Origin of the sequence: Xanthomonas pisi DSM 18956 (genome assembly GCF_001010415.1) — a bacterium.
GTDB lineage: Bacteria > Pseudomonadota > Gammaproteobacteria > Xanthomonadales > Xanthomonadaceae > Xanthomonas > Xanthomonas pisi.
In genome coordinates this window covers 80451-102741 of the sequence record NZ_JPLE01000010.1, presented here as the reverse complement: position 1 = coordinate 102741, position 22291 = coordinate 80451, and the positions used below count along the sequence as shown (strand labels likewise).

Annotated in this window: 19 protein-coding genes and 1 pseudogene; 11 read left to right on the top strand and 9 right to left on the bottom strand. The window is 56.8% G+C overall.

Annotation, left to right across the window (positions count from 1 at the left end):
• From Y887_RS02300 to Y887_RS02280, 5 genes are all read left to right on the top strand, one after another.
• Nucleotides 1-449, top strand: a 449-nt coding sequence (locus Y887_RS02300; protein ID WP_046962810.1) for an energy transducer TonB, incomplete at its 5' end; no start/stop codon positions are given.
• Nucleotides 450-534: 85 nt separating this feature from the next.
• Entirely contained in the window at nucleotides 535-1296 is a 762-nt protein-coding gene (exbB, locus tag Y887_RS02295) for a TonB-system energizer ExbB (protein WP_029218134.1), read from the top strand.
• Between the two features lie 46 nt (nucleotides 1297-1342).
• Nucleotides 1343-1765: an ExbD/TolR family protein gene (locus tag Y887_RS02290; protein ID WP_005912447.1), complete on the top strand. Its 423-nt coding sequence runs from the start codon at nucleotides 1343-1345 to the stop codon at nucleotides 1763-1765.
• A gap of 3 nt (nucleotides 1766-1768) precedes the next feature.
• Entirely contained in the window at nucleotides 1769-2182 is a 414-nt protein-coding gene (locus Y887_RS02285; RefSeq protein ID WP_039411682.1) for an ExbD/TolR family protein, read from the top strand.
• 669 nt (nucleotides 2183-2851) lie between these two features.
• Nucleotides 2852-3259 (top strand): ExbD/TolR family protein, encoded by a 408-nt coding sequence (locus Y887_RS02280; protein ID WP_046962809.1) that lies wholly within the window; start codon nucleotides 2852-2854, stop codon nucleotides 3257-3259.
• Nucleotides 3260-3804: 545 nt separating this feature from the next.
• Here Y887_RS02280 and Y887_RS02275 read toward each other — a convergent pair.
• The 3 genes from Y887_RS02275 to cls form a co-directional block, all read right to left on the bottom strand.
• Nucleotides 3805-4578 carry a pyridoxine 5'-phosphate synthase gene (locus Y887_RS02275; protein ID WP_046962815.1) on the bottom strand — a complete coding sequence of 258 codons (774 nt, stop codon included), beginning with the start codon at nucleotides 4576-4578 and terminating at the stop codon, nucleotides 3805-3807.
• Between the two features lie 11 nt (nucleotides 4579-4589).
• Nucleotides 4590-4859, bottom strand: a complete 270-nt coding sequence (locus Y887_RS02270) for a hypothetical protein (RefSeq protein WP_046962808.1) — start codon at nucleotides 4857-4859, stop codon at nucleotides 4590-4592.
• A 71-nt stretch (nucleotides 4860-4930) separates the two neighbouring features.
• Nucleotides 4931-6391 (bottom strand): cardiolipin synthase, encoded by a 1461-nt coding sequence (cls, locus tag Y887_RS02265; RefSeq protein WP_046962807.1) that lies wholly within the window; start codon nucleotides 6389-6391, stop codon nucleotides 4931-4933.
• A gap of 139 nt (nucleotides 6392-6530) precedes the next feature.
• On the opposite strand from cls, the pseudogene Y887_RS02260 reads away from it, so the two are divergent.
• The 4 genes and pseudogenes from Y887_RS02260 to Y887_RS20025 form a co-directional block, all read left to right on the top strand.
• Nucleotides 6531-6767 (top strand): annotated as a pseudogene (locus Y887_RS02260) (PA0069 family radical SAM protein); the annotation flags it as partial.
• A gap of 207 nt (nucleotides 6768-6974) precedes the next feature.
• The gene (locus Y887_RS18515) at nucleotides 6975-8210 is read left to right on the top strand and encodes a tyrosine-type recombinase/integrase (protein WP_162199145.1); all 1236 of its coding nucleotides are present in this window, start codon (nucleotides 6975-6977) and stop codon (nucleotides 8208-8210) included.
• On the top strand, nucleotides 8207-10003 hold the full coding sequence (locus tag Y887_RS20030) for a site-specific integrase (protein ID WP_146093359.1): 1797 nt from the start codon (nucleotides 8207-8209) through the stop codon (nucleotides 10001-10003). The genes Y887_RS18515 and Y887_RS20030 overlap by 4 nt, the downstream gene beginning before the upstream one ends.
• Nucleotides 10004-10005: 2 nt before the next feature.
• Nucleotides 10006-12054, top strand: coding sequence for a hypothetical protein (locus tag Y887_RS20025; RefSeq protein ID WP_146093360.1), 2049 nt, complete (start codon nucleotides 10006-10008; stop codon nucleotides 12052-12054).
• Here the strand turns inward: Y887_RS20025 and Y887_RS02250 are convergent.
• A complete protein-coding gene (locus Y887_RS02250; protein ID WP_146093361.1) occupies nucleotides 12044-12478 on the bottom strand; it encodes a hypothetical protein in 435 nt (144 codons plus the stop codon). The genes Y887_RS20025 and Y887_RS02250 overlap by 11 nt on opposite strands.
• A gap of 1666 nt (nucleotides 12479-14144) precedes the next feature.
• Nucleotides 14145-14246 carry a hypothetical protein gene (locus Y887_RS21460; protein WP_342749412.1) on the bottom strand — a complete coding sequence of 34 codons (102 nt, stop codon included), beginning with the start codon at nucleotides 14244-14246 and terminating at the stop codon, nucleotides 14145-14147.
• Nucleotides 14247-14897: 651 nt separating this feature from the next.
• Between Y887_RS21460 and Y887_RS02240 the strand changes: the two genes are divergently transcribed.
• A complete protein-coding gene (locus tag Y887_RS02240) occupies nucleotides 14898-16025 on the top strand; it encodes a PA0069 family radical SAM protein (protein WP_425476737.1) in 1128 nt (375 codons plus the stop codon).
• Between the two features lie 25 nt (nucleotides 16026-16050).
• On the opposite strand, the gene Y887_RS18215 is transcribed toward Y887_RS02240, so the two are convergent.
• From Y887_RS18215 to Y887_RS02225, 4 genes are all read right to left on the bottom strand, one after another.
• Entirely contained in the window at nucleotides 16051-17925 is a 1875-nt protein-coding gene (locus Y887_RS18215; RefSeq protein ID WP_146093362.1) for a DUF7380 domain-containing protein, read from the bottom strand.
• A gap of 211 nt (nucleotides 17926-18136) precedes the next feature.
• Nucleotides 18137-18517 carry a hypothetical protein gene (locus Y887_RS21060; protein WP_425476736.1) on the bottom strand — a complete coding sequence of 127 codons (381 nt, stop codon included), beginning with the start codon at nucleotides 18515-18517 and terminating at the stop codon, nucleotides 18137-18139.
• 218 nt (nucleotides 18518-18735) lie between these two features.
• Complete coding sequence (locus Y887_RS21055; RefSeq protein WP_211256966.1) at nucleotides 18736-18906, bottom strand: hypothetical protein; 171 nt, start codon at nucleotides 18904-18906, stop codon at nucleotides 18736-18738.
• Between the two features lie 451 nt (nucleotides 18907-19357).
• Nucleotides 19358-20698, bottom strand: coding sequence for a hypothetical protein (locus Y887_RS02225; protein ID WP_046962801.1), 1341 nt, complete (start codon nucleotides 20696-20698; stop codon nucleotides 19358-19360).
• A gap of 1203 nt (nucleotides 20699-21901) precedes the next feature.
• Here Y887_RS02225 and Y887_RS18500 point away from each other — a divergent pair.
• Nucleotides 21902-22147, top strand: a complete 246-nt coding sequence (locus Y887_RS18500; RefSeq protein WP_181019389.1) for a helix-turn-helix domain-containing protein — start codon at nucleotides 21902-21904, stop codon at nucleotides 22145-22147.
• Nucleotides 22148-22291: the final 144 nt, after the last annotated feature.

Genomic DNA, 22291 nt, shown 5'->3' with positions numbered 1-22291 from the left:
CGCCGCCGCCGGAAGACAAGCCGCCACCGCCGGTCAAGAATCTGTCGCCGCCGAAGCCGTCACCGGTTCCGCCGCCGCCGGAAGCTCCGGTGGTCGACGTTCCCGAACCGCGTCCTAGCGATATCGTCACGCCGCCGAGCCCGCCGACTCCGCCGACTCCGCCGAGCGACATTGGCGCCAGTGTCGATATCTCGTCCAAGAACATGAACCCGCCGAAGTACCCGCCGGCTGCATTCCGTGCCGGCGTCCAAGGTGAGGTCATCCTGATCGTGGATGTGGATGCCAGCGGCAACGTGACCAACGTGTCGGTCGAAAAGTCCAGCCGCAACCGCGACCTTGACCGTGCCGCGATGGACGCAGCACGCAAGTGGAAGTTCAACGCCTCCACTGTCAACGGGCAGAAAGCCGCCGGACGCGTCCGCGTCCCGGTCAACTTTGCTCTGAACTGATCCCACGGGCCGGCCATGGCCGGCCCAGGATCCTGTCTTCCTTTCGCTCCACCCTTCATCACCACACACAACAAAGGTAAGCGTCATGCTGCAGGAATTCTTTATCGCCGCCGCTGCAGGGGGCTCCAATCCGTCGGCCGCTCTGTCGCAGATGGGCTTCGAGCACTTGATCACCGAAATGACCTCCAGCCCCGGCGACTTCGCCGTGTCTTGGGTCGTGTTGATCACCCTGATCGCGATGTCCGCTGCCTCCTGGTACTGGACTGTCATCAACATCTTCCGCGCCACCCGCCTGAAGAGCGCGGCTGACCGCGTCACCACCGCGTTCTGGGATGCCCCGAATGCACAGGACGCGATCCGCGCCATGGAAGAACAGCCGGCTTCCGAGCCGTTCTCCAAGATCGCACTGGACGCAGCCCAGGCTGCTGCTCACCACCAGCGTGCCGAAGGCAACACCGGTGGTCTGGGCGAGAGCCTGAGCCGTTCGGAGTTCGTCGACCGCGCCCTGCGTCAGGCCGTGACCCGCGAAAGCACCAAGCTGCAGTCGGGCATGACCCTGCTGGCCACCGTCGGTGCGACCGCGCCGTTCGTCGGTCTGCTCGGTACCGTGTGGGGCATCTACGGCGCGCTGATCAAGATCGGTGCAACCGGTTCGGCCTCCATCGACGCCGTTGCCGGCCCGGTGGGTGAAGCGCTGATCATGACCGCGATCGGTCTGTTCGTCGCTATCCCGGCCGTGTTCGCGTTCAACTTCTTCTCCAAGGTCAACAGCTCGGTGATCGCCAAGTTCGACACCTTTGCCCACGACCTGCACGACTTCTTCGCCACCGGTTCGCGCGTTCGCTAATCCGGTTGTAAAGAACGCCTTCGCAACGATTTAGACGGAGCCCGTTATGGCCTTCAGTAGTGGAAACAGCGGTGGCCCGATGGCCGACATCAATGTGACGCCCCTGGTGGACGTCATGCTGGTGCTGCTGATCATCTTCATCATTACGGCACCGCTGATGTCCCATAAGGTCAAGGTGGAGCTGCCAGAGGCCAACTTGATCCAGAAGGAAGATGCGGAGAAACGCGCCGCGCCGATCACCCTGGCCGTCAAGGAAGATGGGTCGCTGTACTGGAACGACGAGCCGATTTCCAAGGAAGCCCTGGAGTCGCGCCTGTCCACCGCCGCACAGCAGACCCCGCAGCCGCCGCTCAACCTGCGCGGCGACCGCACGACCAAGATGCGTACGATCAACGAGATCACCAAGATCGCGCAGGGTCAGGGCATGCTGGACGTCGGTTTCGTTGCAACCAAAGTGAAGGGGCAGTAAGCCATGGCATTTAGTACTGGTGGAAGCCGTGGGCCGATGGCCGACATCAACGTCACGCCCCTCGTGGACGTGATGCTGGTGCTGCTGATCATCTTCATCGTGACCGCGCCGATCATGACCTACCCGATCGCCGTGGATCTGCCGCAGCGGGTGCTCAACCCGCCACCGCAGACGACTGAGCCGCCGCCGCCGATTGAATTGCGGATCGACGCCAGCAACCAGGTGTTCTGGAACAACAGCCCGACGCCGGTTGATCAGTTGCAGCAGAAGATGGAAGAAGTGGTCCAGGCCGATCCGACCAATCAGCCGGAACTGCGCATCGATGCAAATCAGGATGCGGAGTACGAGGTGATGGCGAAGGTGCTGGCCGCTGCGAAGAACTCGCAGATGAAGAAAATCGGCTTCATGCAGCAGTAAACGCATCTGCAATACCGCAACACAACAGTCATGACGCGACTGCAACGCCACCGGAAACGGTGGCGTTTTTTTTTATCATGTCTGCGAGCTGCGTGTTCGCCGCCAAGAGCTGCAATCTCACCCACGCGATTGCATGCGAAGGCAGATGGATTATTCGCCTTGGCAGCGTGCGGTAACCAGAATCTGCAGCAGCGCTTCGCTACGGAAGATGGGTGCTTGCAGATAACGGCCAATAGAGGCGACTTTCTCGTTCCTGGATTATCTTTGCTTGATCCACGCCGTTCCCCGAATGGCTTGAATGCATGGCGCTTATCGATAGTACGGGCGAGACGACACATCCGCGAACGCACGGCTGGCGTTACGCATAGCCGGACCACAGCTAGCTCGACTGCGACGTCGAATGGGTCCGCATCACCGATCAAGACGCTTGGGCGATCAACTAGACATCGGTTCGCAATACACCGACGTTGCATGCGTCCGCCTCACGGGCCAGCACGTCTATTCCGTCGGTCACGCGTTTGGGTTGGCACCCGAGCTCTTTGCACGGATGCGTCGCCACGTTCAAGGCACTCAAGCGCTGGCGCCTATCTCATTGCCTCTTCCACCGCATCCTGCCAGGTGTATGCTCGGCCTGCAGCACCCACGATCACAACAGCACCGGAGGCAGTCATGGCTTTCAGTACGGCAGGGAATCGGGGACCACTGGCGGAGATCAATGTCACGCCGTTGGTGGATGTCATGTTGGTGTTGTTGATCATCTTTATCGTCACCGCGCCGATGGTGACGCACACGATGACGATGGATCTGCCGCAGTCGGCCAGCCAGCCGTCGGTGCAGCTGGAGCCGCCCGAACCGATCGCCTTGCGGCTGGATGCCGACGGCCAGGTGTTCTGGAATGCCAGCCCGGTGAGCCTGCAGGACCTGCAGCCGCGTTTGATCGAACAGATGCGCGAGACGACCGGCAATCAGCCCGAGTTGCGCATCACCGCGAGCCAGGAAGCCGAATATGCCGTCCTGGCCAAAGTGCTGGCAGCAGCCAAGAACGCACAGGTAGAGCACATCGCTTTCGTGCAATAGCCGCCAAGGGCAGCGCTTGCCGCGCAGGCGCCCAACTGGCTCACGCAGCGTAGCGCGATGCGCTGCGTGAGCCGCATCGCGATGGATGCGCAAGCGCCGATAGACCGCTCGCCTCTCCGACCGCTCGCCTCGGCCCATCGTTGAGAGGGCTACGCATTGTCGGCTGCACACCGTGTGGATTGATCCCCAACCGCCGCCGGGGCGCGTCCATCCTTCGTCGTGGTGCCAGGCCGCGTTCCTCGATGCACTGGCCCGTCTGCGGCCAATCGGCAGTGCGACGTGGCCAGAGCAGTTGGCAGATCGGGAGCGGCCACAGATCTGGTGAGCAGCCACCAGGCCGGCGCTGCTACCCGGTGCACCATGGCCCCTCATGCGCTTTCCGGTTCCGAGGGCGCCATGCACATGCACCTGACGACTGCCCGCTGCGTTCTGGACGCGTTTGGAAGGGGCGCGCGACGCTGCGATGCGCATTGTCTACCGCCACCACTGAGTGGCCGCGCCATGCTGGCAAACCAGGTACCGACGACGAAAAACCGCGCAGCGGCCTACGTCGACGTCTCAACGCCACGTAGGAGTAGGAGCTCCACATACGCACGCACGGTTGCCTCCAGGCCTGCATACAAGGCCTCGCTGATCAGCGCGTGGCCGATCGACACCTCCTGCACGCCGGGCACGCTGGCGAGAAAATCGCCAAGGTTGGCTTGCGACAGATCGTGTCCCGCATTGATTCCCAGCCCCGCAGCGGTGGCACGCCGGGCTGCGTCGGCAAACAGGGCCAGTTCGGCCTGCGGCTGCCCGCGTGCGTATGCGTGCGCATACGGGCCGGTGTACAACTCGATACGGTCCGCACCCAGCGCGGCGGCGTGGGCGAGACGTGGATTGCCGGCATCCACAAACAGGCTGACCCGGCTGCCCAGCGCCTTGAACGCAGCGATCAATTCGTCCAGCTGGGTGGTGTCCTGCGCAAAATCGAAGCCGTGGTCGGAGGTCAGTTGCCCATCGCTGTCGGGCACCAGGGTGACCTGCTCCGGGCGTGTGGCACGACATAATTCCAGCAGACCCGGATAACCGTCGCGCGGCGGTGCGAACGGGTTGCCTTCGATATTGAATTCGACGCCGTGCTCGCGGGTGAGCGCGCTCAGCGCCAGCACGTCGTCGGCGCGGATATGCCGTTGGTCCGGACGCGGATGCACGGTGATGCCGTGCGCACCGGCGGCGATGCAGGTGCGTGCCGCCTGCACCACATCCGGGTCGTGCCCGCCGCGCGAATTGCGCAGCACCGCGATCTTGTTGACGTTGACGCTGAGCTGGGTGGTCACGACATCGTTCACTACGCTTGCGGCTCGCCGTCGCGGGTCGCTGCCAGCGCGGCGGCCTTGCGGGCCTCGGCAATCTCGCGCAGCCGGCGCAGTTCGGCCGGGTCGATCATGCTGCTGGTATCGCGCTGGGTATCGTCCATCCGGGCGGCGAACCAGCCACGGGTCCACAACAACAGCAACACCAACGCCACCAACAGCGACACCACCAGCAACCACACGTGCGGCGTGCTGAAAGCCAGCACCAGCGCACCCAGTGCCATGAGCAGAAACAGCCAGTGCATGACGAGCTCCCCAATGAGTGGCGGCAGTGTAGCGCCGCGCCCGTTCCGGTTCCACGTGGGACGGAGGCGGCTCAGAGCAACGGCGACAGCAGCCGTGCAAAGGCCTCGGGCAGGCGCGAGCGCCAGAGCGGACGGTGACGCACGAAGCGCACTTCCTGCGCCTGCTGCATGTCGGTGTCGATCATCCCGGCCAGCTCGGCGGCCACCGCCTGGTCGCGGAACAGCATCGACAGCTCAAAATTGAGGCGAAAGCTGCGGCTATCGAAATTGGCGCTACCGACGATGCAGACCTCGTCGTCGGCCAGCAGCGCCTTGGTGTGCAGCATGCGCGGGCCGTATTCGTAGATGCGTACCCCGGCTTCGAGCAACTCGTCGAAATACGAGCGCGCGGCATAGGTCACCAGGCGCGAGTCGCTGACGCGCGGAACCAGCAGGCGGACGTCCAGGCCGCCCAGCGCGGCCGAGGTCAATGCCATGCGCGCGGCCTCGCCCGGAACGAAATACGGGGTGACCAGCCAGACCCGGTGCTTGGCCTCGTGAATGGCGGCGACCATCAGCCGATGGATGGCTTCCCATGACGAGTCCGGGCCGGACACCAGCACCTGCGCATCCACCGTCCCCTGCGCGCGCGTGGGCACGTCTTCGGGCCACAGCTTCTGGCCGTGGAAGGCGGCGCGCTCCTGCCGGGTGGCATACAGCCAGTCTTCCAGGAAGACCAGCTGCAGGCTGCGCACCACGTGGCCTTGCAGGCGCACATGCAGGTCGCGATAGGCATCGCTGCGCACCTGCTCGTTCTCTTCGTCGGTGACATTGATGCCGCCGGTGAAGCCGATCCGCCCGTCGACCACCAGCAGCTTGCGGTGGGTGCGCAGGTTCAGCCACGGTCGCTTGAACGGCTTCAGGAACTGCGACGGGTGGAACCAGGCGGTCTCCACGCCTGCCTCGCGCAGCGTGCGCAGGGCGCGCCGGGTCATCGCCGACGAGCCGATCGCATCCATCAGCAAACGTACCTTCACCCCGGCCCGGGCGCGTTCCATCAGCGCATCGCAGATCGCGGTGCCGCTGTGGTCGGGCTGGAAGATGTAGTACTCCACATGGATATGGTCGCGGGCGCCGCGGATCGCTTCGATGATGGCCGCATACGTCGCCGCGCCATCCACCAGCCAGTGCACTTCGGTGGCGCTGCTCGGCGCCAGGCCGGTAGTGGACTGGGCGATCTTAGCCAGCTCGGTGCAATCGGCATCCGGCGGGCAGACGCTGCTGTAGCTTTCCATGCCCGAACGCGAGCGCCCGCGCCGCAGCCGTTGGCGTTTCACCTTCTGTGGGCCGAGCCAGTAATAGATCAGCAGGCCCAGGTACGGCAGCGCGGCCAGCGACAGCACCCAGCTCAGCGTGGCCACCGGCTCGCGCTTTTGCAGCACGATCCAGCTGGCGATCCACAGCAGATAGAGCACGTAGGCGGCAAGAAGGAGCGCTTCGAGATGGGGAATGTTGGCCAGCCAATCCCACGCGCCCTGAGCAAGTGCGAGCATGCGCGGATTCTACGGCGCGCACGCCGTGCTGCGATGACCGTGGCGCCAATGCCGTGGTGCCTGGGTAGCGGCCTGAAAGCTTCATCCGGTCGAGGGGCCTGTCGCGGCGGATGAGACCTGCCGGCCGTACGATGCGCCGATGGCAAGCGCAATCAAGGGCCGGGGTGCGACCGGTTATCTGCCCGGACGGTTCGAAGTCACCACCGAGCATGCGGTGGACGATGGCTGGCACGTGGACGACAGCGAGGAGTTCGCTGCGGGCGTGCTGCGCACGCAGGTCACCGAGGAGACCGCGCGCAGCATCATCAGCCGCAACCAGTCGCCGGATATCGGCTTCTCGCAGTCGGTCAACCCGTATCGCGGCTGCGAGCACGGTATGGTGTTTTGGTAGATTGTTCACAACGTAAAGCGGCGTTGAACTTTAGTTAGCGGTGCTTTCGTTGAGATGAAACACTGAACGAACTAAGCTAGGTACCAAAGTCTTGGTCGACAGTGTTCAGCTTGGCCGGATGTTGGCCGCTCGCTAGATTGCATGATCCCCAAGGCCGTGATTTCTTCGTTCCGGCCCCCGGGAGAAGCAGTCTTGGATATCTACCAGCCTCAGATCGCCCAAACGGTTGCTCTGCCTAACCGTGGGCAGGCGCGTCACTTGCTGGGGTCTACCGCCGCGCTTCCCGCGGGCTTCTACTTCGTTGTCGATAGACGTACGTCGGTGCCTATCCCCGACGTCTATGACTTCTTGGTTTCGGAGAACGTCAGCCTGCTGGGTAGGCCAAAACTTCGCCACCAGTCCAATACAAGTAGGGCTAACGCTGAAGACTTGGTTGACCTCCTTCTCTTCGCCAACGAAATCAGCACAACTCTTGCAGAGTTTTCGGAAGAACTGCTCCAGCAGTACGCCGATAGCATGTTGTACGTAGTGAGTCCGCAGACATCTCTGAATTATGCAGATCGGACAGTCATCAAGCGGGTCTCGACCGCAAAGCGGCTCTTCCATTATCTGCAGAATAACGGGCGCTTGAAGAATCGCTTCAAGATAGCAAAGGTCCTGCAAAGAGGAATGGAAAGACGTGTCATAGCGCCGGATGTTCAAGTGCCAAAAACACCTGCAACGGACGCGCTGGTAAAACATATTGCTACTGACCTCGTAGAGGCAATCAGCAAAAATCTCGGCCAGATGCCCAGTGAAAAAACGCAAGTGCTGACTCGGGATCGCCTTTTGTTTGCCTTCTTGCTGAATACCGGTGCCCGGATCTCAGAAGCGCTATCAATCAAGATTAGCGATTTGCCATTTCAAAAAGTCGGTAAGGAGAGCTCTCTTGCAGCTTGCCACATAAGCGTGATAGCGAAAGGAGGAAGTTATCGAAAACTCATCGTGCCTATTTGGTTACTGGAAGAGCTAAGCATCTATGTTTCTACCGAGCGCGCCGAAGCCATACTTGCTTCGAAAGGAAAGGCAGAGCATAACCAGGTCTTCGTCAATCATGCGGCTGCCAGTTATTCCCGTGGTCAACCGCTTACAGCAAATAACTTCAGAAAGACAATGAGGCGCGCCGCAAAACGCGCAATTGGAGATACCGGAAACAACAGTATTCCTTCTCCGCACGCTTGTAGGCATTCATTTGCTCTATGGCATTTCGTCCTGGAAGCGCGCGCAGGAAATCCCGACCCGGCTAAGAAAGTTCAAGCGCTTCTTGGACATGCAAATAGATCTACCACAGAACAGATATACCTAAACGCGAGCCTGCTTCTAGAAGAGGAACTGTCAGAAAGGGATCAACGCCATCTAATGACTGCACTGGATGGGTACTTAAGATGAAACGTACACGATTTCGAACGGAGCCCGGCCAAAATTCATTCGGTCCGACTCAAGTGCGCTTCTCTCGAGTTGAGAAAAAAGGGCTGCTGCACTTTCAGTGCGAAGGGCCACTCGATGAAGATATCAAGCTTTACGACTTTTCTGGATGGGCAGGTCTCTCTCAGATCGCCGAAGACCTCATCGATGCAACACTCGCCATCCTTGCATCAGAAAGAGCAACAACTCGAAACGGAACGCACCGATTGCTTCGCTACGGCATTATTCAATACCTTAACGAGACCTCTCCTAACGCCGAGCTAAGTAGCCTTGATCGAGTGACGTTTCAAGATTTTACGCAATGGTTGAACAAAGGAAGAGATGGACAAAAGTGCGTCTGGAGCTATTCCGATAGAATGCATAAGCTAAGTGCGCTGCGCAAGTTGATATCACGGCTTTCTCCGAAGCTATCAAAGCTGGGCGTCCAGCACGATATTCCGATAAATCCGTGGCCTGGAGATAATCCGCGGAGAAATGAGGGCAGAGAAAGGGAAGCAATATCACAAGAGCAGTTTATGAGGTTGCTGACCGTCGCGATAAAGGCGCATGAGCAAAATTTCAGAGACTTGGATGTGTCGCTTACACAAATTGACCACCATCTTTCTGTCACTAAAACTCACTATGTTATCCCAGACACACTTGAGGGACTGTGCGCTCAGGCGGTAGTCAAGTATCGAGGGATACTTCCGGAGCGAAAATGGCTAAAGCAACACGAACCTGATTTTTTTCTTAGCTTGGAAGAGGTAGGTTACCTACGTGTCGCAAAACTGATCAATCCAAGCGTCAATGACTTGATGCCTGCCTTCATCATCCTTCAGTGTTTCACACATTGGAACGAGCAGCCGATGTGCTGCTTGCGTATTTCAAACATCGACAGATGCTCAGGATTATTTTCAAACAAGTACAAACTATCGAGCATAAAGTTTCGTGGAAAAGGCATGGTTCATCGTTCGTTCTTTAAAGGCGACGAGTTGTTCAATCCCTGCAACGTTATTGACTTCCTTGAACGATGGACCAAACACCTTCGGGTGAACGCTCCCCAACGGGTACGTGACGATCTATTTCTGTACGCCTGCAAGTTCAAGACTAGAAAGATCGGAGCAATCCGCTCGCTGGGACAACCGCTAGGTGGGACTTACAATCTTTCAGCCGAGAGGAAGTCCAGGTTCTTCAAGGAGCGAGGAATCAAAGCCGCAGGCTCAAGCGCCATTCGCTTAGCGGGGGCCGAGTACCTGAATGAGATACTTGGAGATACGGAGAAGGTCCGTGTTCTCCTTGGACACAGCACGGTTTCGGTCACACACGACAACTACCGCTCTAAAGCAACCCGTAGAAATGACGAGGAATCGCTAGCTGGAGCCATGGCTTTACAGTTTCGATACCATGATAGCAATGCAAAAGTTGACTCTCGCAGTCACTTCGGCGATCGATCTGCGGCGTCACCCGGCTATCGATGTCTGGATCCATTTCAAAGTCCGATGCCCGGTCAAATTGATGGACGTATGTGCACTGGCTATGGATTGTGTCCGGCATGTCCACTTTCGGTCGAAATGAATGATGAAGTTTCTATCGTGCGAAGAAGTCAACTTTTCGAGAGGTACGGTGAGGCGCTCCGCACTCTTGGCACGCAGCGTTTCAGAGAGCGGTATGGAAATGCATACGACCACCTTGGCTCAGCTCTCGCATCCACGCTTAAGAAGGCAAATATGAAGCGACTGGAACAATTAGTCCTCAATCCCATACCGCCGTTGGAATAAATATGCCACCACGTGAAAGCAAAAATCCAAGTCGACTTACTTTCGCAGGTGCAGATTTTAACGCTCGCGTGTGGACGCTTCCTAATGAAACTCCTGGTCAAGTGAAGAAGAACGCAGTGATCAGCTGGGATAAGCTTCTTATGAATGGCGAGTCGCTTTTTGGGTCTGAACATCAGGAACTTCTCTTCTCCCTTAAATGCTTCATATGGACGCTGGTCTACACGCCGCAGGAATCTGCAGCTACAACGGCGGGCGGGCTACAGAAGGTCGTCATTGGAGTAAGAGACCTTGCGAGCTTCATGATTGATGAGGGCATAAAGAATCTGGACGAGTTGGACACAGCGGACTCATGGGCCTTTGCGGAATACGTGGTTTTAATGCACGAAACGGGAACGCGGGATGCTGAACGATGGGGCGCCTCACGAAAGCCCACGCATAGTGGCGTTATTTCATCAATCAATGTTCTAACTCTGATCCATCGGCAGCGCGTAGCAATGAGTAGTATGGGTGCAATGACTTTGAAGCTCGCGCCTTACGATGCCAAGTCGCCCTACGAAGTGGTGAATAAAGATTTAGGACTCAAGCGAGGAAGTAAAACCATACCTGCAATTCCTGATGAGGTTGCGATACCGATACTAAATACGGCGCTACGCATTATGGACAACTCAGCGGAAGCATTACGCGCTGCAGTAAGTAAGCTTCTTAGTATCAGGGGTTTTTTAAAGGACTGGGAGGAGATTAGTGCTACTGATCGTCTAGAGTTGTATGCTCAGGTCAACGCGTTCGCAAAGGAGATGCGGGTACCGATGCCTAATGTCGAGGAATCGCTATTACTAGGTGAAAAGGCTACTAGGCGTAATGCCGAGGGCAATCACTTCGTTCTTGAAAAGCCGCTTTTTGTACTTCGTTACTTAATTGTCACGTGTGTTGCAGCCTGCTCAATTGTGCTGCAAGCGGGAACTGGTATGAGAGCCCATGAGCTACTCAGCTTACGCGCACGAACCAGTCGAACGAATGGATGGCCGGCGTGCTTGCACAGCTCGATCACTCCTGATGGATTGTTAGAGATGTTTTATGTGGAAGCCACTACTGCCAAGCGTGGAAGGCCTAGACAGGCAGACTGGCTAATTGGCGCGAGACCGGTCGGTGCTGACTACATGCCACCTACAGTGCGCGCTGTTCTGACGCTCAACGAACTTCTTAAAGATTTTCGCGACCTCGGTGGTCAGTTCGAACTTCTCATTACTCTTAGAACGAAAGGTGGGCTTCCCACGAACTCCTCGTCGGTAACGACTATGAGCAGTGGTTACCTCGCGCGATTACAGCGGGAGTTTCTTTTGAACTGGGTTGACTTCAGTATGCTCGGTGAACACGCGCACGTGGTCTACAAGAAAGGGCGAATTAGACCGCATCAATGGCGACCAACTTTCGCAACGTTCGTTTTTCGTACCAATCCCAATATGCTCAAGGCGCTCAGCGAGCATTATAAACACGTGAACGATGCGATCACCTGCCGATACTACATAGGAAATGATCCGACGCTCGTTTCAGCTTGTTCGGACGCTCAGGCTATGTCAGCCGTACACGTGCTTCGCTCTATAACCTTCTCATCTGCCCCAATGGCCGGCGGATTCTCTAAGGTTGTAAGCGAGGTGCATAAGGCGCTGAGCCTGGAGCTAGTCAAGGAGAGCTTGTTGGACGACGACACCGCTGTCCGCTACGTTAACGAGAATGAAGTGTCACTGTGGAACACACCTTATGGCCGCTGCTGGGCGTCACAGCTTCCGTCAAAGAGTTTGTGCAATCAGCGTGCAGGCACGTCTAGCTTTGCAGCGACCAAGCCCAATCTTAAAGTTGCCCATCTGGAGTTATGTGTAGGATGTAGTTGCCTTGCCATCAGTTCTGAACACGTGGATTTTTGGAGTAACCGACGCGATGAGAACCAGGCGCTGGTCAAGCGGGCACATGCGTCTGGAGACAAGGCGAGCCTGGCAATCGCCACCCGGCGGAAGAAGCAAAGCGATGCGATCCTTGCTGCCCTCACTCTTTAATGCGCTTGTTTCTGAAGTTCCTTTGCATCTTGCGCACAATGGGATCGGCGCCAAGCTCGATCAGCGATTTCTGAGCTCTATCTAGCTCAGCCCGCTGGGAGGCGATCACCGTAACCAATTCCGCTTTAAGTTTCTTTAGCTCGACGATCTCCTGGCGCAGCGCCTTGATAGTTGATGAACCTGGAGCTGCCTTTTTTGCCTTCAGAACTGCCATTCGGATCGCAGGGTACTGGCAGCCGTCGTAACCGATAAGGGTTCGGCTCACTCCCGCTTCCAAGGCGACATTGGCGATGGAGACTAAGTTATAGGTTTTCCCGGCACCAAGCTTTGAATCTAGACTTGCGCGAAGCTTTGGGTGGGCAGGTTCATCATCGCGTAGTCTCTTTAGGGCATCTTCCAATTGCCGTTGAGTTGAATCTTTCATCGACCACTCCGCTTTCCAGAGACGCTCTCTCTAAGGTAATCTTAGAGGCTTTTTTTCAGATGAAACATGTCGAACAACCCCTAAACACAGCTAAACGGCGACGTTCTGACTAGTGCAAGCTCAACCTCCAGCTTACGAAGAATCCAAGCAGTAGCACAGTAGTCAGAATGGATGCCACGAGTGCTCGCCGGGAGCTGCCGTAGAGCGTTCGGCGGTAGCGCTCCCTGTTTCTGTGCTGAAGGCGTCGCCCAAGTATCCAGATACAGGCTGGAATCACCATCAGTGGAGAACTTGCGATCATCTGGACCCAGGGCTCGGCGAAGCTTCGATGATTGATAACCCAGGCAACTGCTTGCGTTGGGAGGCCAAGATAGAGAGCCATCGAGGCCACCTGGGTAAGGTGGAATCGAAAGCCGACTCGTGGCTTTGCACGCCAATCCAATTGTGTAATGACCACCTGCAGCCTGTACACCAAAGCGCAGATCAGCGATATCGCAATGATTCCTAGGTAGGCAACCACCGGGAAGACGTACGTGCTCATCTCCAGCCATGTTGAGATATTCTCAAAGGCTACCTGACCAACCTCGGCTACGATCCTATCCTCCATCATGTCCAAGAACATGGACCGGTACTGGTCATAGGCAATCGCCCAAGGCGCAACCGCCACGGTTGCCAATGGCCAGCTTCCTTTGAATGCGTCTCGGATCGCATCCCCTAGACGAGCCTTGGGCGGTATCGGAAACGACTTGGGATCGCCCCATATCGGGAAGGCCGCCAACAGTGCATACGGATGGGCCTGAGACCAGCGCTTTGCCCGACGCTCCCATCTGTATCCCACAGCTTTTATCGTTCGAGCCGCCTGAAGGACAAGGAATCTGAGATGCGTCAGGATCACCAAGCATCGGTGGGCTGCGAGGTGCAGCCGCCCATGTTTAGCTGCCAGCCTCCGGGCTCGCTTGGTGGCGTGTGAGGGGGATTTCATGATTCTTTTCACTTAGATCACTTTAGGCGAACATTGCCTCTTCAACTGCGGAGTCTCCCGAGCTTCAGGGTTCTACTGGCAGGCCTAAAGCTTTGAGTTGTCTTGCCGAGTTCAGGCATCTCTGATGCGATGCCGCAACGCATGGTCATCTATGCAGGCGACACGCACGGGTCTATCGAAAAAAGAAGGGGCCCGCAGCAATGCGGGCCCTTTTTTTCATTCTTATTTTTTCTCGTAGGGAGGCGGCGACGGGCGGTTGTGTTCCTTCTGAGTGGTCCGCGGGTGGGTCTCCGCGAAGCGCTCGGTCACAAACCGACCAGTCTCCGAGCTGCGGAAGTCCGCATGGCCCTTCTTACTGGACATATCTGATCCTTTTGCAGATCTCTTCAGAAAATGCTCTGCTCCAAGTCCAGGGCGCCGAACCCAGTGGCTAGGTCCCAAGCCTTCCTATCAGCCCTTAACGGCGCGGATAGGAGCGGTAATGATGGATGACGTGATCCACACGGCCGAATCGACGGCGGGTGGTATCAATACCCCCCTGATTGTTCACTGAAGAAATGCTAATAGATCAAGCAGTTAAGACGTAAACAGTGCACACATTAGTTGGACAGAACTGCGTGCACAGCTCCGCCCAACTCGTCGTTCCAGGACGAGTTAGTCAACGCTCGTGAATTGCAAAGAGAGTTAGAGCCCTGGGGCGAGTAACAAGGCAGACATCGACATGCCCAACCCATCGGCCACGCGTTCCAACGTGGCGAGAGTGACGTTCTTCTTGCCGCGTTCGATCTTGCTGTACTAGGCGCGATGCATCTCGATGTGGTCGGCAAAGCCTTCCTGGCTGAGACCCAGAGCAACGCGATGCGCACGGATCACATCTGCAAGTTTTGCTTGATTCGTATGCTCGACCATACGAAGAAGCTTGTGGTTCCAGTACTTTAAAGACTAAGCCTCCAACGGCAGTCTATCTATAAGTACTGGCCGTCTTTCTCATGAACTTTTACCTCGTATGTCGGAATTGGAGTTCACCCTTGAACTCCCCCTCTCGCCTTTGGGCAGGGAATAAGTCGTCAGGCAAGTGCGTCGAATGCAGGAAGAGGAGGGTCAGGCCAGAAGCTTCGAGTACTGCCTTGCAGAAGAGCTGTCAAAGCTCATCCCTCAACTCACCGAATGGGACATCAAGCCGCCGACCGGTGCACAGATGGCGTAGGCGACTTCGCTATGCCACAGCTGGGCATCCCCTGCCCGCAGCAACACGTCGATCGCGTGCATTGATGCAACCTTCCTGGCCGAAGCGAAGGCACTCGCCGGCGAACGCTCCCAATGAAGGTCTTCCGCAAGCGATAGCTGTGGATAAGCCTGGGAAGAACCTTCTCTGCAGATCCCCAGATGGCATATAGCTAACTGAATCTCCGGAGGTTGCGGTGGCTGTGATTAGTAATAATACTAACTACCTATCCTTCCCAAGTTGGTGCTATGGAACACGATGCTCGAAAGGCACAAGTTCCCATCAAAGGTAGAGGTGCCGCATCGCGCGTCCCAAGCCGTTTCGATACCACAGCAACCGTGGGGGTCGATGATGGCTGGGAGTCCGTCTATCAGGGGATGGAAGACGAGCCGCGATTGCGAACTCAGGTACAGGAAGAGCGAGCGCGGACGGTCATCAGCCGCAACTCGTCACCAGACGTTGGCTTCAGCGCGTCGGTCAATCCATACCGCGGGTGCGAGCATGGGTGCGTCTACTGCTTTGCACGCCCTTCTCATTCCTATCTCAGCCTCTCACCCGGCTTGGACTTCGAGACGCGCCTGTTTGCAAAGACGAACGCGCCTGAACGACTCAGAGCAGAGATCAGCAAGTCGAACTACAAGTGCGCCCCGATTGCTTTGGGGATCAACACCGACGGCTATCAGCCGATTGAAAGGAACTACCAAATTACACGCCAATGCCTTGAGGTGCTTGCTGACGCAAAGCATCCGGCAAGCTTCGTCACCAAGAGCGCCCTGATCACCAAGGACATCGACTTGCTGGCCTCGATGGCCAAAGATCGGCTGGTGACGGTCTACTTCTCAGTCACCACGCTCGATAGAAAGCTATCGGCAAAACTCGAACCACGAGCCGCCGCTCCCCACGCGAGGCTGCGGGCAATGAAGCAGCTGCAGGAGGCAGGAGTGCCGGTAGGCGTTCTGATCGCGCCCGTCATCCCTATGATCACCGACCAGGACCTGGAAGCTATCCTTCAGGCCGCTTACGAGCACGGCGCGAGGGCTGCAGGCTACGTGCTGCTCAGGCTGCCCAACGAGATCAAGGCCATCTGGAGAGAGTGGCTAGAGCTGCACTACCCGGATCGGGCCGAGCACGTGCTTAGCTTGGTGCGACAGATGCATGGTGGAAAGGAGTACGACGCCAGCTTCGGCACCAGGATGTCCGGAACGGGCCCGGTGGCCGACCTGATCCGCAAACGGTTTGAAAAGAAGCATCGTGAGCTCGGATTCACCAGGCTGCCAGCGCTGGCTACCCATCTTTTCCAACCCCCCCAGGAAAAGTCTCCACAGGGTCAGCTCTTCTAGATCTGAGACATTCGGTATGAAGGCCTCAATCTGTAGCATTCGGCTCAGAGCCGCTGCCGCGAGCTTCAAAGTGGTCTTTGAATAGTGGGACCAAGCAAAGATGCCACATCAGCCAGCAAGCATAGATGGAATCGCCGGAGTAGGCTTGGCCATCGCTTGTCGTTCCGTGCGCGATGGCGTGGCGAAGCCCCGGACCGGATCGAGTAAGGAACACTCGCTCGATGTCATCAATCACGGGCGCGCTGAAGATGGCCTCTAGCTCACCGCGATGATTCTTGTACAACTGCGTAATGCTCATGTCCTCCTGGGTCCCAGAATTCTCATCGTGACTAACAACATCGACGTCATGTCCTTTCAGGACATAGATCAGCGAGGCCTCTAGCAGCGGAGTCAGGATGAACATGGCCGACGTCATATCGCCATGCAGAAATGCCAGAATTCCCTTAGAAAAGGTCTCCGTGAGATCAGGAGGAACGAATGGGCTTTCTCGGCAGAGAGGGAAGACCTCGTCTAGTGATACTGAGTGCTCGCTGGCCAACTGATATACAACGACAGCGATTCGGCCCCGCACCACAGTCTCTCGGTAGATCCCCTCCTGCCTCGCGATAGCATGCTCCAATGCGGCAGGATCAATGTTCCGCGTGTCCGTTCCCGGAGAGCGGAATCGAACGTGGCCATCGGAATCGTGCTGCTGAACACCGAACAAAGAACCTAACGGATGCTTGCGCATCCCTTCAATTGCCTCTTCCTCAATGACCGAAGTAGGTCGGGGCCGGTGAATAGCGGCAAGCAAGAACAGAGCCTCCTCAATCGAAAGACCCTGAGTCCGATCTTTCACAGCTTTGACTAATTCGCTGAGATCATACGAGTACTCGAAGGTGCCGAACTCATCCTCGGCAGCGGACTGAAGCCGAATCAACTCTATGCGCAGCTCGCGCTTGGAAGCTTTGGCGTCAGGCGAAGACAGACCCCTCAGCAAGTCAATGGCTTGCTGCACGAAGTGTGACCCACTCAAATTTCCGCCTAGTGCCTTTCCATGCTCTGCCATACAGCAGCTTGCTTCAATCATGCATCGTTCGTAGTTGGCACTGTCCTTCGCACGGCGCCAAGCGCGACCAGCACCAACAAGCGCATCGCAAACAAAATGAGGGTCTGCTCCAGAAGTGAATCCGCGTGCAGCGAACTCCATACGAGGTGCACAACGCTCCGGCAGATCCAACTCATAGTCCAAGGCCAGATTCATCATGGCCAGCAGCCCCTGGCTGTCGCCTTCAGTCTCGAACTGATCGGCAGACGCCAAGCAGAAAGCCTTCAGCGCTATGAGATCGGAGTCGTCCTCGCGTAGGCGCAGCAGGTCGCAGATCTGGAGCCCTCTGCGAAGCGACCTCGTGACCTCGCTAATGGGACGATGATCTGAATCATAATCTCGATGCCTAAGCTCGCGGGTAAGCATCCCATCTGCTACACGAATGTAGGCGAGCACGGCCGCTCTACCAGCATCAACACGACTCCGCTCGACCAGCCAGGCAAGGTCGAAAAGCCGAGCGCAGATCACAGGATTGGGCGAACGTCTCCCCAACTCCCCCAGCACTGCGCCACACCCACTCCAATCCGAACCAACAGCTGTCCGCCGGCCATCGAACTCCATCATTGCGCTGTACGGAGCCTTGGGTAGATCAAGCCTTTGGTGCAGCTGCAATGCTGAAGCCACCATACGAAGAACCCGACTTCGCGGTGAGGTGGCTTGCTCATCGGCACGCTGCTCTTCCGCTACAAGTAGGTCACCTAAACGATGCGCAGAAGCTTCGCTGGCGAGCAGCCCAGAATCACCAATATCAAAATTAAACTCACTTGCATCTGAAAACGAAGCTTCCGTCCAGGGATAATTGATGCTGTTCATCAGGCGCACCCCCCCACCAAGTCAGTATATAGCGATGATGATATGAAGTTGGCGCAGCGAAGAAAAGACAGAACCAACTAACCATAGTTGCGGAATGCGTAGACCTGGCTTACCGGAACTACATCTAGGCCAGGGAACCAGAAGAACGATCCCGTCTAGAGAGGGTGGATCCCCCAATCTTCCCTCATCGACGCAAGGCAGTCCTTCAGCCTTACAGATCAGGGTTAACTCTCCTAGAAGCGCGTATACGCTGAAAAATACTCCTCAATGGCAGCAGCTTCCTTGGTAAGAGACCTTCCTTGATGCACGATGGAACTGCGAAGCAATACGATCTCGGAGATTGGGACCGCGACGCTGATCGAGACACAGTATCCGTTAGCTTTAAAGACTCGATCAGGCGTCTTGATTGAGCCATCCAACGCATTGTGCGCAGCTCGGCGAGCGAGCTGGCAATGAAGCTCGGACAACGATGAGGCACCCAACACCTCACGAAGAGGGACGTATGCTGCAAACTCCACCCCATGCACTTGCTGAGCATGCGGATTGCAGCCTTGCTTGTGCGGTAAGCGGCATTGAAGGGTGCACCGCGCAGCCCGCCAAAGCTGGAGATGTTGATAATTGACTTTCGTCGGACGTGCCTTTTCGCCGAGATTCAGCAGTTCAAGCAGCACCTGCGTCCCGATGATCGCCGCGTCCACATTGATGGCATTGACCTTGTGGACATGCTGATCGTCGTATCCTCAAAGCGCTCTACGACGGAGTAGCCCGCGTTGTCCACCAGTACATCCAGATGGCCGTAGCGCTCCCGAATCAGTGTTTCAACGGCGTGCCAATCGGCTTACTCGTGACATCGTGTTTCACGTGCTCCGCGGCACCTTCAATCTCAACGCCCTCGCGCAGGTCGGTGGCGACAACGGTCGCGCCCACGGCCGCCATGGCCTTGATGATCTCGCGGCAAATGCCACCGGCGGCATCTGTCATCAGTGCAGCGGCATTGGAAGATTATGCTCATGTGAACTCTATTCCTTACGTATGGACGTGATCCCTGACGAAGTTGGATCAGTGAACTACTGGATCTCATGCCGCCATACTTCGCACATCAGAACCTTACTACTGAAGCGACGTCCCCCCATCTTAAGCATCGCCAGCCCACAGAGCTCTTCCGATCGCAGCCGCAATGACCGCGATCAGAAGATTTGACGCTGCCGACGATAAGAAGAACTAAAGGTCTATGAGCCCTTCTTATGCTTATGAGGCTTGAGGGAATCGGTGTTGCCAGGCGTTTTCTTATTGTCGTGCTGCCGGCGGTCGGGCTTTCCGGTGGATTTAGCAATTCTCTTCGGACCAGGCTTGATTGCCATTTCTCACCTTCCTGTTGGTGCCGCGGGGCGCGGCAAAAATGATCAAAATCCTAGATGCTCGCGCATCTGGCTCACGAAGCGACTTCCTGATGCGGACCGGTAGGGTCGCTGCCCGCATATTGAAAGACGATCTTATCAACATCCATGATATCGGCCGTCTCGCGGGCGGCACGGACACGCTCGAGCTCCTTCTCGTAGACCCGCCGGAACTCGACCAGCAGTTCTAACTGACCCAGCTGTTTTAGCGCATGCTCCACCCGGTCGGGGTTGCTCGCATACTTCCGCGCCAGATAGTTCTCTTCGCGAGCCAAGTCAAAGTAATGAGCTGCATCACGCTCTCTAGGTCGCGGCTCAAGATAGGAATCAAACCCTTCTGGGTACGCATAGACGGAGCCGGTCTCGTATAACCCGTAGAGCACCGAGCGCTCATTCTCACTTAGCGTTTCCACATCCTGCCTGCGCGTTGGATTAACCTGCTGGAGCCGCTCGAAGACGCCCGCCGCCAGGTGGGGAATGGGCATAGCTATACCGACCCTGAAAGACAGGCAACGGGTGTTGCTGATTACCTGAGTTGCCTTTTTGAAGTCGGTGCCCGAAAGATCGTACTGTTCCATGATCTTCTGCTTGGCTGCTTCAAACTCGTCTTCTCCCCACACGCCGCGATCAGGGAGGGAATCAGCGATATCAAACAGCTGTCCCCTAATCAGCTTGCTTGTAAAGGTTCCAGTCTGGACCTCGCCGATTACATTGGCCAGCAGACTCTCAAGTTCAATCAGTATCCTGCACATCTGTGCATAGCCGTTAGCAAAGTGCGTCAGATCGATATGACTTGTGTCATTCAGGTTGAGCGTTGAGGTCCTGGCATCAGTGTCATAGCGGAACACCTGACCGGTTGAGTCGATGTAGCTGAGATCAACGATATACGGCTGAAGCTCACTACAGAGAACTTCGAACCTGTAGTCGGCAGCTTTGGTGATGGCTACCAGGTCAGTCCAGACCGGCAGGATGTCGTGCCGGACGTCCGGTTGCTTAAGCGGCTCGAGCTTCTTCTGATTCTTTGGAAACTTCGTGATGTAAGCCCGCCACGCCACGGGAAGCATGCGTTTGATCGACAGCTCGACATGGTGCCTGGCACAGAAACAGATGGGGTAGACCAGCACGTCCACGAGAGGCTCGCGTCCCCATGATTGCTGGGAGATCTCTGGCTTCCGGACCCCAAGCGACGACAGCAGCATCTCAGCCGCTTTTTCGAATCCGTCGGCATATCCAATGGAGTTGTCATAGCTGCCCGTATTGCGTCCGACGCAGGCGTTGAACTCCATGTCATTTCCCGTGTGTAACGTGGACATGATCAACGGACCCTTCCTTACTTTTTTTAATGGCTCTTCTGCTTCCATGGCACTCACGTTCATAGTAGTTGGTCCAGTCTGCGACGCGATCGAGATCGCGTCGCCCTATCCTAGGTGACGTACCACGCCCGTGAGAAGCGTCACCCTTCCTTTTGTCCTTCGGCAGCGATGCCAGCCAAGAAGCCAGCGGCAGTTCGAAACTCCCATTCGGCCCGAAGGCGAACACTCATCGAGCGCGAGCTCAACCAAGAAGGTGCCGGCTTGAAAAACATGGCGCGTACTTTCTTTGGGTGTCGTCATATGGGTATCTTCAGGGAAACAATTTGCATAACAAGGCCCGCGCTTAAGATGCGATCTCGGTCACTTCTTACTTGTTAGCTTGTTTGTGGAGGGGGCAGCGTCCAAAATTTCTCTCCCATCGGGGCGATTCTTGTCAGGAAAAGTTCTAGCAGTATTGGACGGCGCCAATGTGTGTTAGGTACGAAGCTGTACTCGTCATCAGCAAGGCCTCGCTGGGATTGCCTGGCGGCGAGCCAACGTCCTCGGCGTCGTAGATGGGTTTGTAGGTCAGCGTATGCTGCGTCTGTACCAAAGTTCCCTTGGGAAAACGTGGCGGCAGCGTGGCGCACGCTCAGCCACGCAAGGTAGCGACGTCTACCTACAGAATATGGCGCCCACTCTGCTCTGATCGCCAATATGAGCGTCTGGATGTCGCCGCTGTCCAGTCGATGGCGCTGTAAGAGACGAACAAGATAGGCCTCGCTATCCCCATCAGCGAGCAACCGCCATAGGGCATTGCGAATTATTCCATCGTCCTCGGCCAAGCGAAGTTGCAATGCCTCATCAAGTGCGGCTTGGATTTCTGTGCTTGGTAGGTGGATATCACAGTAGCGCCAGGCTACAGGCTCGTAGACGGCCCGGTGGGGTGCACCAGATGGAGACGAGCAGCGTATCAGGATGCCAGCCTGCTCTAGGAACTGAAGCAACTGCTCCGTTAAGCAAGGGCGAGAGGTGATTGGGTTTGGCTGTTGGGTGGCGAGGTGCAAGGCGCACCAAGCAGCAGTGCCCATCAATCCGACACGCTCGGAAGCGCGCAACAGCGCGGTGCGAGGAGTTAAAAGAGTCGGTTGAGTCTGGACATGAGCCACGCATACCTCGGTGGAATCCGGCTCTTAGCGTATCAGGTGAAGGGAGGGGTGGCTACATGATTTTCATGTAATCAGTGGATGGCGCATAGATTGCTGGTCGCATTCAGCAATCGCGACCATGGCAACCAAGACGATCTATGACGGGCAATACCGTGAGCTGATCTACCAGCTGCGTGCACGCCGTGAGCGATTGGGGCTTTCACAGGGTGAAGTTGCTCGGCGGTTGAGCTGGCCACAACAACGCCTGTCGGCGATCGAAGCAGGCGCACGTCGTCTGGATATCTTGGAGTTTGTTTTGCTTACCCGTGCTTTGGGCATGACTGTGGCTGCTTCCACCAGGCTGCTGTTCCCAAAAGAAGGTTAGGTGGCAGATTCCCATACGGAACTTTTACCAATTCAACGCCTGACTCGAGGGCTGATTAGTTTTCCTCGAGGGGTGTCAGCTTAGATGAGGTATAGGTTGCCGCTTGCCTAAAGTGGGAGGCGGTTTGACATTGCTAGGTCACCG

Bases quoted from the DNA above. Each gene is read 5' to 3' on its own strand.
- exbB (WP_029218134.1), top strand. From the start codon at position 535: ATGCTGCAGGAATTCTTTATCGCCGCCGCTGCAGGGGGCTCCAATCCG.
- Y887_RS02290 (WP_005912447.1), top strand. From the start codon at position 1,343: ATGGCCTTCAGTAGTGGAAACAGCGGTGGCCCGATGGCCGACATCAAT.
- Y887_RS02285 (WP_039411682.1), top strand. From the start codon at position 1,769: ATGGCATTTAGTACTGGTGGAAGCCGTGGGCCGATGGCCGACATCAAC.
- Y887_RS02280 (WP_046962809.1), top strand. From the start codon at position 2,852: ATGGCTTTCAGTACGGCAGGGAATCGGGGACCACTGGCGGAGATCAAT.
- Y887_RS02270 (WP_046962808.1), bottom strand. From the start codon at position 4,859: ATGCACTGGCTGTTTCTGCTCATGGCACTGGGTGCGCTGGTGCTGGCT.
- cls (WP_046962807.1), bottom strand. From the start codon at position 6,391: ATGCTCGCACTTGCTCAGGGCGCGTGGGATTGGCTGGCCAACATTCCC.
- Y887_RS20030 (WP_146093359.1), top strand. From the start codon at position 8,207: ATGAAACGTACACGATTTCGAACGGAGCCCGGCCAAAATTCATTCGGT.
- Y887_RS20025 (WP_146093360.1), top strand. From the start codon at position 10,006: ATGCCACCACGTGAAAGCAAAAATCCAAGTCGACTTACTTTCGCAGGT.
- Y887_RS02250 (WP_146093361.1), bottom strand. From the start codon at position 12,478: ATGAAAGATTCAACTCAACGGCAATTGGAAGATGCCCTAAAGAGACTA.
- Y887_RS18215 (WP_146093362.1), bottom strand. From the start codon at position 17,925: ATGAACAGCATCAATTATCCCTGGACGGAAGCTTCGTTTTCAGATGCA.
- Y887_RS21055 (WP_211256966.1), bottom strand. From the start codon at position 18,906: ATGACAGATGCCGCCGGTGGCATTTGCCGCGAGATCATCAAGGCCATG.
- Y887_RS02225 (WP_046962801.1), bottom strand. From the start codon at position 20,698: ATGAACGTGAGTGCCATGGAAGCAGAAGAGCCATTAAAAAAAGTAAGG.
- Y887_RS18500 (WP_181019389.1), top strand. From the start codon at position 21,902: ATGGCAACCAAGACGATCTATGACGGGCAATACCGTGAGCTGATCTAC.